This is a genomic window from Paenibacillus sp. FSL H7-0942, assembly GCF_045040715.1.
Classification (GTDB): domain Bacteria; phylum Bacillota; class Bacilli; order Paenibacillales; family Paenibacillaceae; genus Paenibacillus; species Paenibacillus amylolyticus.
The window spans coordinates 6600454-6612152 of record NZ_CP150279.1 but is presented as its reverse complement, the minus strand read 5'-3'; the positions used below and the strand labels follow the sequence as shown (position 1 = coordinate 6612152).

The 11699-nt window shown below is 50.3% G+C and carries 10 protein-coding genes; 8 read left to right on the top strand and 2 right to left on the bottom strand.

Annotation, left to right across the window (positions count from 1 at the left end):
- Positions 1-320 precede the first annotated feature (320 nt).
- Positions 321-1103 (top strand): hypothetical protein, encoded by a 783-nt coding sequence (locus tag MHI48_RS28925; protein ID WP_076320090.1) that lies wholly within the window; start codon positions 321-323, stop codon positions 1101-1103.
- A gap of 34 nt (positions 1104-1137) precedes the next feature.
- Positions 1138-1386, top strand: coding sequence for a hypothetical protein (locus tag MHI48_RS28920; RefSeq protein ID WP_221819765.1), 249 nt, complete (start codon positions 1138-1140; stop codon positions 1384-1386).
- 427 nt (positions 1387-1813) lie between these two features.
- Here MHI48_RS28920 and MHI48_RS28915 read toward each other — a convergent pair whose 3' ends face one another.
- Positions 1814-2395, bottom strand: coding sequence for a hypothetical protein (locus MHI48_RS28915; protein ID WP_100528247.1), 582 nt, complete (start codon positions 2393-2395; stop codon positions 1814-1816).
- A gap of 30 nt (positions 2396-2425) precedes the next feature.
- Positions 2426-2959, bottom strand: a complete 534-nt coding sequence (locus MHI48_RS28910) for a hypothetical protein (RefSeq protein WP_036671587.1) — start codon at positions 2957-2959, stop codon at positions 2426-2428.
- A gap of 230 nt (positions 2960-3189) precedes the next feature.
- Here MHI48_RS28910 and MHI48_RS28905 point away from each other — a divergent pair, with 230 nt between their 5' ends.
- The 6 genes from MHI48_RS28905 (at position 3190) to MHI48_RS28880 (ending at position 11532) form a co-directional block, all read left to right on the top strand.
- A complete protein-coding gene (locus tag MHI48_RS28905; protein WP_405142508.1) occupies positions 3190-3687 on the top strand; it encodes a DUF6385 domain-containing protein in 498 nt (165 codons plus the stop codon).
- 45 nt (positions 3688-3732) lie between these two features.
- Complete coding sequence (locus MHI48_RS28900; protein ID WP_405142506.1) at positions 3733-5139, top strand: DUF6385 domain-containing protein; 1407 nt, start codon at positions 3733-3735, stop codon at positions 5137-5139.
- Between the two features lie 78 nt (positions 5140-5217).
- Complete coding sequence (locus tag MHI48_RS28895) at positions 5218-7491, top strand: glycosyltransferase (RefSeq protein ID WP_405142504.1); 2274 nt, start codon at positions 5218-5220, stop codon at positions 7489-7491.
- Positions 7448-9418, top strand: coding sequence for a glycosyltransferase (locus MHI48_RS28890; RefSeq protein ID WP_405142502.1), 1971 nt, complete (start codon positions 7448-7450; stop codon positions 9416-9418). The genes MHI48_RS28895 and MHI48_RS28890 overlap by 44 nt, the downstream gene beginning before the upstream one ends.
- An 84-nt stretch (positions 9419-9502) precedes the next feature.
- Positions 9503-11101 carry a glycosyltransferase gene (locus MHI48_RS28885; RefSeq protein ID WP_405142500.1) on the top strand — a complete coding sequence of 533 codons (1599 nt, stop codon included), beginning with the start codon at positions 9503-9505 and terminating at the stop codon, positions 11099-11101.
- Positions 11068-11532 carry a hypothetical protein gene (locus MHI48_RS28880; RefSeq protein ID WP_405142498.1) on the top strand — a complete coding sequence of 155 codons (465 nt, stop codon included), beginning with the start codon at positions 11068-11070 and terminating at the stop codon, positions 11530-11532. The genes MHI48_RS28885 and MHI48_RS28880 overlap by 34 nt, the downstream gene beginning before the upstream one ends.
- Positions 11533-11699 lie beyond the last annotated feature (167 nt).

Here is an 11699-nt window from a genome sequence, read left to right as displayed (position 1 = left end):
AAATTCTAAGGAAGAAAAAGTGAGAGATCAATTCCCAAAACTATTCTTAGATGAAGAGTACGTGTTGTTCTGATTGAGCTTGAATATTCAAAGAAACGGTGATCCTCATCGGTATTTTTTTAGTGATTATATCTTGGATCTGGTGTGGAAACCTATAAATATGGATGTTATTTTCTCATATGGATAATAAATTATTATTTTTTTATAAAATTCCATAACTTTACACTGAGATAAGGTGTTCTTATTATAATCAGATACATTTAATACATTAATTGTATTTGGTTGTACGTAAATAAACCTAAGAGAGGGGAAAGTGAAAAATGAAGTTGAAGTTGAAGTTTCCTGTAATTCTGTCTTTAGTAGTAGCACTGGTAGGAGGTACCAGCTCAGCTGCTTTTGCTGAAACTGAAAATACAGTCTCGGCCGAGTCTAATGTATCAAGAGCATTTATCGTTGAAGATGGGGTGAAAAAAGAGCTTAATACTGAGCAGTATGATCTTTTAATAAAGGAAAATGAGGAAAAACAACAACTTTTAGAGGCACAGAAAAGTATTATGACTAATAGAATTAATATTGGGGATTTAAAGAGTCGTTCTAATGATGATGATTTGATTACACCATTTGCTTTGATTGATCGAAGTAGATACGTTCAGGCTGGCTTCGTACCTACAGTGTATCGGCAAAATTTAGCTCGCAGAATTTCCGTTCCGGTTTATAATTCTGGGACACAAACTGCCACTAGAACTATCTCCTTTGCGGCTTCACAATCCTTTACGAGTAACGTTAGTTTATCCGCTTCTCATACAAAAAAAGCATTTACTGCAGGGGTATCAGTAGGGGCATCGTGGAGCAACTCATACTCTAACACTGATTCAATTGCTCAACCAATACCTCCAAAAAAATACTCATGGATGCAATATACTCCCAACATGAGTAATTCTTTTGGTACAATGTATGAAGAACTATGGAACTTCGATGGTAAGACCAATGTGAAAATAACTGATGAGACATATTTTCTAGACGTTTATATCGCGAAAAAAGGAAATGCAGGATTGCCTGATGGGCTCTATGTAATAATGGAAACTGATACAGTTCCGAATTAAAACAAATCTATTGATACCAAGGAGGAATGATTATATGAATAAACGGGCAGCTGGTATTACCCTCCTTGTCATCTCTGCCATATTGTTTATTTCGAGAAATAGTACACATTTTATTGTTGCGGCAATTATGGGCCGCAAAGATAATGTTTTAGGTGAGGGTATGTTTGAGTACGCTTTGTCAGTTACTAGATCCTTTTCTTTTGTCCCAGAAATAATTGCACTATGTCTAGGAATTATTTATCTAGTATGGGCTGAAATGGACAAAAAGAAAGAAGTGCATTGAATAATAAATCATCGTTTTACTCATTCTTAGAGAGCATCCATACGGGTGCTCTTTTTGATCTTAAATGAATCGATTTTATGTCCGTGAGAATATAACACACTGCAAGCATGAATTTTTACGTGTCGCCGCCACATTAGGTGGCCATTACATTCTCGTAACTACTTAGAAGGTATAAGTGTAGATAACTTATTAAAACCGGAGTGGGAGCAATTCATTATGCTCTGTGCTGAACAATCGGTAGAGGTAACGGATTATGATAGAGTGCTTTTTTGATGGTTCGATCTTCGAAGTACAAATCCATATGCTTTTAGGGAAATAAGAAAGATAGACACTAAAGAGATTAAAACATGGCGAGAACTGGCATATGCCGGTTCTTTTTAATGTCTGTCGGCCGTTTGCTATCCTAGAATGTTATATATTGAACGAATCATACTTCCCACCAAGCAAAATAAGCAGTGGAGGCCATCAGCCCACCAACCGAAAGTGATCCGCTGACAGAGAGGTTAATCGCTTGACCCGGAGGAACCACGTAACGGCCAAATTCATTGGACAGAAACGGCCCTGCTTGAAGGGGCATAGCCATCAATGGCGTCGCTCCTGAAGGTGTAGCAGCAGAGAAGCGTACCGTGGCTACGCTGGTATTGCTGCTGGAAAGATTGCTGTTTACTGGCGTGAGTGTGGTAGGCGATGTCAGTGTTCCATTAGCGCTCAGACTCATGGAACCACTGAAGGAAGATAACAGATTGAGTGATACCGTGATTCCGCCGGAGAGTCGTGATACGTATAGGGTTTTCCCACTCCCTGCTGGATTGGCCAATTGTACGGTGGCGATCACCGTTCCTCCCAGCAACCCCAGTGTTGTGGAGTTGGTGGAACCTGCATTGTACAGATTGCCTGTACTGCCAGCATTATTCTCCGGAGGTGCAACAATGCCGGGAGAAATATACGTGTTGGTGTTGGACGTATAGACGGGCTGGCTTAACGGGTTGAATACATTATTATTTGGCACAGTGTGCACCTCCTTTTATCAGGATCAAACTCAGAATTCCCACCAGAACAGATTAATGGCTGCAGTCTGATTCCCCGTGCCTACGCTAATGGATAATGTTTGTCCCGGTGGAACAATAATTGAGCCATTCAGACCCAGTGAATACATTCCTGCAGTGAGCGGAATACTTGCAATGCTCGTGAAGGTTCCCCCCAGGGTACCGGTATTTTGTCTTGTGGTAACTACACTGGCATTGGTATTTCCAAGTAACGTATTGACGGGCACTGGCGTGCTACCAGCAGTCACGGTTCCTCCTGAATAGATAACAAGAGTAGCTGCCGCTGTTGTGCCTCCTGTGAGGCTGGATATACGTATTGTTCGGCCGCTGCCGGCCGCATTCAGGATCTGTAGAAGAAGACTCTGGTTGGAAGGAATTAAGGTATTGTTGGTCGTCAGGGCAAAAAAACTGCCTGCAGCAGCTGCACCGCTGTCTGGTGACGCTTCAATGCCCGGGGCTGAGAAGGTATTGGTCAGTTGAGTAAACAGGGGACGATTAGATTGGTTGAATACATTATAGTTGGTCATCTCATCCACCTCCCATAGACCAGATTAACTTATAGAGGTTGTTCAAAAAGTCCGCTTTTGATTACGAAGGGTGCCTCTTGATTCGCATTTCATTGTACTTGCAGTGTATGTGAAAAGAAGCAAATGGATTGGGGACTGAGCCGTATATCTGGAAATAACGGCGGTTGCCGTGCCCGTATATCCAATCCGGGCATACGATGCGTAAGCACATTTTTTAAGGGGAAATCGAGATGAGTCGAACAGCGAAGCAAAGCAAGAAGAGAACGAAGCAACCAACTAAATATGTCAGTCGCCGTCGCTCCCGTCATTCCTGCCGCGCTAAATTGCTGAAACCCCCTTGTTCCCGGATTACTCGTCCCCGGTTCAAGCAGGGTGCTTCCTCACGTACGAAACTCCCTGGTGCTATTCATTGTTTTACAGAGCATACGTATGTCGGAGCCGAAACCAGTAGCAGCATGGATTCACTCCCGGCACAAGACACCTCATCACTCAGCATGTGTACCTATGGCGTTGTGAATCGGGGCAAACATCCGGCTATTGTACAGATCCAGATCAGCCCCAATGCCGTGGATTATGCTGTGGACAGCCAGGAGGTGGTCGCGGGAGGCCAGACCAAAGCGCTGGTACCATTGCGATTTTTGCACTATACCCGGCTTGCAATTCGATCCGTTGAACCGGATCAGCCGACCCGGCTCGATGTTTACTTTCAGGCGCAGCGTATGCCATAAGGGAGTATGATCTCACAGATTTGACCAGGGAGGAGGACGAGACACATGCCTAACTTTACAACGTTTAATACGAATCCGGATAATCTGAGAACGTTGATTTTTGGTCAGGATAGTACAGGCACAGCCCAGCCTGTCAGAACGGATACAAGCGGGAACGTGGTTGGTATTATTTTGGACGGAACGATCAGTAACATCTCAGGTCTGACCACGGTTACAATTAACGCCGGAACCATTACCAACATTCTGAACGGAACGATCACGAGTGTACTTGGAGCGACGATCACAGCAGGTACGATTACCAGTGTGCTTGGAGCCACAGTAACAGCAGGTACATTGACGAATTTGCTGAATGGTACGATCACAAGTGTATTAGGAGCAACGATCACGGCGGGAACGATTACAAGTGTACTCGGGGCAACCGTAACAGCAGGAACGCTGACAAACTTGTTGAACGGTACAATCACGAGTGTGCTCGGAGCCACGGTGACCGCCGGAACGCTGACGAACTTGCTGAATGGTACGATTACAAGTGTATTGGGAGCAACGATTACCGCCGGAACGATCACGAGTGTGCTCGGGGCCACGGTGACCGCCGGAACACTGACAAACTTGCTGAATGGTACGATTACAAGTGTATTGGGAGCAACGATTACCGCCGGAACGATCACGAGTGTGCTCGGAGCCACGGTGACCGCAGGAACATTGACAAACTTGCTGAATGGTACGATTACAAGTGTATTGGGAGCGACGATTACGGCGGGAACGATTACGAGTGTGCTCGGAGCCACGATTACAGCAGGTACCATCACAGGTATACTCGGAGCGACAATAACCGCAGGAACACTGACGAACCTGTTGAACGGAACCATTACCAGTGTACTTGGTGCAACGGTAACAGCGGGGACGTTGACGAACTTGCTGAATGGTACGATCACGAGTGTATTGGGAGCAACGATTACCGCCGGAACACTGACAAACTTATTGAACGGAACCATTACAAGCGTACTTGGCGCAACGGTAACTGCGGGGACGTTGACAAACCTGCTAAATGGTACAATCACCAGCGTGCTGGGTGCTACAATTACCGCGGGAACACTTAGCAGTGTGACGTCCATTTCACAGAAGAGTTTTCAGGAGTCCCAACTCATAAGCACCCCGACCGCCAACACCTTCACAGCGCTCCCGGCGGTTACGACCAGTGTATTTGGCACGTATTCTTTCTTTGTATATAACCGGGGGCCGGGTGTAAACCGGGTAGATGCTCTTGTTGAGATTAGCGCCAACGGAACGAACTGGTACACGGATGTAACGACGGTAACGGGCATTTTGTCAGGGTCAGTCGATGTATTGGTACCGCAGCGTTTTCTCAAATACACGCGTCTTTCCTACCGCTCCAGCCTAATCGGCGCACCAAGCACGATTGATGTGTTCTTCAATGGACAAGGCACATAACCCATTTATTTGTCATATAGGTACATGGAGTTCCTTTGGTGGACTTCATGTACTTTTTTGTATTGGAGGTGGTTGCATTTGAAGAACCGTTTACTTGGAATTCATATGATTGTGCAAAATGAAGAACATCACCTGCCCCGCTGTTTCGACAGCTTGAAGTATATCAGCACGGAATGTTTTATCACTGATACCGGCTCATCTGACCGTACACCCGAGATCGCCAGAACGTACGGAGCAACGGTGTTGCACGCCTGCTGGCAAGATGACTTTGCCCATGCACGAAATATCAGTCTGCCTCTGGCGAGCACGGAATGGGTCCTGTGTTTGGATGCGGATGAGTACGTTACGCAGGGATTGGAAGAACTGCTGAATTATTTACCTAAAGTCCATAAAAGCATTTCAAGATTACGTATTACCATAGAGAATCGATACGGTGAAGGGGTGGAAGAGAGGGTAATCTCCCAGCCGGTGAGATTATTCCGTGCTCATCAAGGATATCGATACAAGGGGCGTATTCATGAGCAATTGGTTCGTAGTGGCCCAAGCCAAGAAGTGGCTGGTGATATGGATAAGAGCGAGACCTGTACAGGAGAACAAAGCCAATTGATCGAAACTGAACCGCTTGCTCCACTATGTCTGGTTCATGATGGATATCTGGCTTCAACGATTGCGCAAGAGCATAAGCCAAGACGTAATTTGAAACTGATTGAGCGGGAACTCGCAGATGAGCCTGCACAGCCTTTTCACCTGTACAATCTGGGAGTAACGTATTGCCAGCTTGGTGAGGTCGAAAAGGCAATTGAAGCGTTCAGTGAATCATTACACCTGACAGAGTTGCTCGCACCATATCGACCTACACTGGTTAGAGATTATGCAAAGACCCTTGTGGGATCGGAACGTTACAACGAGGCGCATGCAATTCTGGCTGTGGAAAGACAGCGTTATCCATCTTATGCTGATCTGCACCTGTTGTATGGAGAGACGTTGGAGCTGCAAGGTTTGGAGGAGCGTGCATATCAATCGTATGCTCGAGCAACGGATTGCCGGGAGAGAACGGACCGTGTTGGACAGAGTAATGGCGGTAGCATGTTAGACGCGTCATATGTAACGGAAGCGGGTTCTAACAGTTACAGAGCCTATACTGCGATGGCAAGACTTGCTCAGAAACGGAGATTCTATAAAGAGTCTGCACATCTGTACGGGTTGGCTCTGGACAGCATGTTCACATATGCTCCGGCATGGGCCGGGTTGGCAGATGTGCTGCAACACTCCGGTGAAACGGATGAGAACATAGCAGAAACATTGCTCGCCAGATGCAGAGGAATCGAGAAATCGGGTCACGGTGATTCGATTTGTGGTGAAATGCCCCATTCATATGCAGTGACAAATGAGGATCATCTGGTGAAGGTGATTTATGTTCTAACAGGCTGTGGAGCATATGAACAGGCATTGAAAATACTGGATACAGATGCGTGTACTGCTCGTATCCATGTAGCGGATCAAATACATTGGATGTTGTGTGCGAATAGGGTTTCCGAAGCACTGCAACTGGCAGAAGAACACTGGAGCGTGGGGTGTGTGTATGAAGTCAATCTGCTGGCTGAGCACAGAATGGATTGGGGACTGGCTTGTTGGGCCAACGGATTAAGATTATCCGAGGCGTTCCTCGCAACTACGCTTCCACAAGAAAAGAACGTTTGGAAGGTCATGGATCGACTGCTGGATCAGCTATCGAAAGAGCCGCGAAGCATGGAACCTGCGTCACAAGAACAGAAGCTTATTCAATGGGGTCCGCAGGCAGAAATGGTAGCAGAGAAGGTTGTGCAGCAAGCCGTAAAGACAGGACAGCTCACACTTGCTGAGCAACTGCATGAGTTGCGAGCCATGATGATGTGTGATCATTGGGGAACGACTTTAACTCGAAGGCGAAAGTTTGCAAGTCTGCTGTATCGTCACGGGTATACCATGGTAGCCGCGAACATCCTGATTCAGTACATGACCGAGAGTGAGCTGGATGCCGAAGGGTTATTCTGGCTGGGTGAAACGCTGTATGCCAAAGGCCACAACGATCAAGCGCTGTCTCTGTTCGAGCAGGCTCTGGAGCGGGAGCCTGATATGTGGCAGGCCCGAGTTGGAGCAGCTGTATGTTACATGCGATTGGCAATGGAGGCGATTCGGCAGGAATTGGTTCGATCTCCTTCTTCAGGTGTACTCGCTGCACAACATAATGCACTGGAACAAAGGCTGCGAACGACAGAGGGTATGCCCTGGCGTACGCTTTTCCATGCAAAGGAAAGGAGGAATCAGCTTGCGAGCGGAACGAATTTCCCTATGCATGATCGTGAAGGATGAGGAAGAGTTGCTGCCTCATTGCCTTGCCAGTGTCCAGGGAGCGGTGGACGAAATTATTGTAGTGGACACCGGTTCATCGGATCGCAGCGCGGAGATTGCGCAGCAATATGGCGCGTTGGTTGTGCGATTTGAGTGGTGCGAAGATTTTGCCGCAGCACGGAATGCTGGCCTGGAGCGCGCTTCCGGCGACTGGATTCTCTTTCTTGATGCGGACGAGGCGCTCGATAGGGCTGCGCGGGAGCAGATCAGGAGCTGGACGGCGGTCAGCGGATGTGACGGATTGTTTTTAAACATTCATAACTATACAGGTACGGGTCAGCAGGGGGTCACCGTGAATCCGGTTTTACGTCTCTTCCGTAATGCCCCGGAGCACCGGTTCGAAGGTCGAATTCATGAGCAGATTGCGGCGGCGATTTGCCGTAGTAATTCAGAGGCTGCTTTTCATGTGACGGACATGGTCATCCATCATTATGGGTATCAGACGGCGATTGTGGAGCGCAAAGATAAGGTGAACCGCAATGTTCGCCTGCTGCAACAGGCAGTGGAGGAAGAACCGGATCAGCCGTTCCATCACTATAATCTGGGTGTCGAGTATCTGCGTGTGGGGGAAGCGGAGCGGGCGTTGGAGACGTTTGGTGTGGCTCGGATGGGGATTGATCCTGCGGTGACCAGTTACGCGCATTTGCTGTTCAAATATGAAGTTCGTTGTCTCCAGCATCTGAATCGCTGGCAGGAGGCATTAGATCGCATCGATGCTGCGCTTGAACTCTTTCCAGAGTACACGGATCTGATGCACCATCGCGGGGTATGTGCAGACGCATTGGGTGATGCAGATCGGGCAGAATATTCGCTCCGTGAAGCTGTCCGTATGGGACCACCTCCACCCATATACCATACGGAAGAAGGAATAGGCACCTATCAGACGTGGTATACGTTAGGACGATTACTGGAAGGAAGGGCAGATCTGGAGGGTGCGGTAGATGCTTACGTGGAAGCGGTACGTGCCAAATCGAGTCTGTTACCGCCGCTCTATCGGATATTCCGAATTATGCGAGTCTCCGGGCAGGAACATCAGATTCCAGAGCTGGTGAGGGAGCGCTTTGCACTCAGTTCGGAAGAGGCCACACACAAAGTATTGGGTATTCTGGAGCAATCTCGTTGTTATGATGCGGCTCTGCAATTGTTATCGGGTATATCCTCACAACCCTCTGCAGAGATGAGGGAGCGTTTATCTGTGGCGGAGGCGATGCTCCAAATCCAACAGGGAAGATGGAATAAGGCGCGTCTGAAATTGGAACCTGTGCAGCGGAAAAAAGGGCTGCTCGCGATCTCGTCTGCACGATGGCTCGAACGTTTGGAGTGGATCGAGGGGAAGAAAGCCAACGGAGATGATCCATTGACCTTGTGGTTAAAGCGTAGTTCGCAGGTGGGTGAAGGAACGAATGAGGAATCTGCTGTGCAGACAGGGAGAACGGTTGGTCTGAGAGCGACAAAGAAGAAGGACATGGACTCCAGCATAGACGGAACGGTTGCAGGAACAGAGTATGATGGCTGGCAGGCGCTTGGACTGATGATGGAAGGATGTGTACAGTCAGGGAGATGGAAAGAGCTGCATAGCCTGATTCAGATGTGTCGACAGCAATTGGCTGGAGAAGGGTTATCGGTGGAACAGAGCGTTCGAGTGGGAGAGAAGGAGAAAGAGATGGAAGGGAAAAAGGAAAACGGGAAGGTGAGTGACATTGATTCGTTCCCTGGGGCTTCGGATACCCTGACGGGAACAAGCTGGCTGGTGAAAGGATTGGTCAGTGCTGCGGACCATCATCTGGAGGTGTTCGCTCAGCATACAGATGGACAGCGGCACCGTTGTTGGCCTGTCGTTCAGCATATTCGGCTGGAGTTGCCGGGAGCGGACGGGTTTGAGAGCTGAGAGGGATCAGGTAGCGGGAGTTCAACTTAATTCAGCGGGCTAATTGGTGCGGCTGAACTCCTTTGGTGAGGGGTGGTGATGAATATGGGCATAGGGATTAGCTTGTGTATGATCGTGAAGGATGAAGCCGGGTCACTCCAGCGGTGCTTGAATGCAGTCAGGGATGTTGTGGATGAGATCATCGTTGTGGACACAGGCTCGGTAGACGATACAACTGAAATTGCTCGTCTCCATGGGGCCGTTGTAATTCGTACGGAGTGGAACGGAAATTTCAGTGAAGCCCGTAATCTGTCACTGGCCGCTGCTACGAAACCGTGGATTCTGGTGCTTGATGCGGATGAGGTATGGGTACAGACCCCTCAGATGAAGACAGAACTCATGCGGTTGTTAGCGGCAAGTAGGGATGACGTGTGGGGATACTGGATACAGGTCACAAGTCTGCTGGGTGTGTCCGGTGAAGAGCATGTGACGGATGCGGTGTGTCGTTTGTTCCGAAATGATCCCCGAATTGCCTTTCAGGGCAGAATTCATGAAGAGATTGCTTCTTCCATCATGGCACTGGCTCCGCAAGGTGTGCTTCATTCTGGATTTGAAGTCATTCATTACGGATATCTGGAGCAGGTGATTACCGACAAAAATAAAGGCGCACGGAATATGCAGTTGATTCGTTTCGCGTTGAATCAGGAGGGTGATCAACCGGAGTTGTTATATGCTCTGGCCGCAGAATGGTTTCAGCAAGCGAAGTATGATGAAGCACTCCGTTTGTTACAGCCATTATTGGCACAGCTTAAGCCGGAGTGTGGATATCACTCGGATCTGGTGCTGAAAACGGCTTACGCCTGGCGAGAGATTGGCAGTCCAGAACGGGCGCTTGCTGTGGTGGAAGCATGGGCGCCCGTGTATGAGGATTTCCGGGATTTGTTGGAGCTTGGTGCTGTACTAGAACTGGATCAAGGGAGAGAGGATGTGGCCTTGAACTGGTTAAAACAGGCTAAATCAGCTGCTTCTACAGCCAGCAGGTATACATCAGTCTCTGGTGCTGGAACCTACCGCAGCCTGACACTGGAAGGCATGGCATATGAGCGGGCTAGCCGCTGGGCAGAGGCAGAAGCCGCATACACGGCGGCGTTGGTCCTGCAACCCGGCAGCATGGCTGCATGGCAACGGCTGTTGTTGTTGGCCGCAGCCACAGGGCGGCCGCATGCCATCGCCAGCGTTGCCGCTCGGGTAAGCTTGCCACCTGCGGCATGGCAAGCGTTGATCCCGACCGCGCTTGCCGCGCATCGGCCGGATTGGCTGCTACGCCATGCGGCGGCGCTTGCTGGCCCGCTGCGGGCACAGCCGCTGGCCGCCGGGCTTGCGCTGGCCCAGCTGGGCGAGGACGCCGCGGCTCGGGCGGCTTTGCAGCCCTGGGCGGCGCAGCGCAGCATGGGCCAGAGGCGACCCTGGCGCTGTGGGCGCTGGGCCACAAGCAGCCCGGCGGGCGCAACGCCCGAGCGGCGGCTCGCCAGCAGGCAGCGATGCCCGCCGCGGCCCACGCCGCCGAGGCGCTGCTGCTGCGCGGGGCCACGGCCCGCAGCAGCGGCCTGGCGTGCAGCCCGCCCCGCGGCGCAGCGCCAGGCGGCCCGACCGCGCCTGCGCCGGGCGGCGTGCTCGCGGCTGCGCAAGCGCTCGCCGGCGTAGGCGCCTGGGCCGCATGGCTGCGCCTGCTGCAAGCCCTGCCGCCTCGCGGTGCGCTGGCGTTGCTTGCAGCGCTTCCGCCTGCGGCACGCTGCGGGTTGCTGCGCGCACCCGCGAGCGTCCGCGAAGGGCTGCTTGCGCTATGCGGCACGCCTGACGGCACGCAGCAGCCCCACGCGGACGAAGTGCCCGCCTCGGAGCGCACCGCTCACGCAGTCCTCGCGGGCACGCTCGCGCTGCTCGCCGGGCGGCAGAGCCTGGCGCGTGAATGGGCGAAATCGGCCCAACTCACTGCGCGGCAACCTGCCGCCACAGGTCGCCCGGCGACGACAATCACGCCGGGCCTGCAAACCCTGCTGCGCCTGACAGCACCCAGCGCAGCCTATGCCAAAGAGTACACCAACCAGTGCAACATGTTACTGGTACACCTATAATTTCCTTTAATCTTTAATCTTTAATCTTTAATCTTTAATCTTTAATCTTTAATCTTTAATCTTTAATCTTTAATCACTAATCTCTAATCTCTTATTTCTAGTCTCTAGTCCCGAACCTCCAACCCCTCTACATCCCCATATATTCCCGCACTAGCCCATCCGATTGA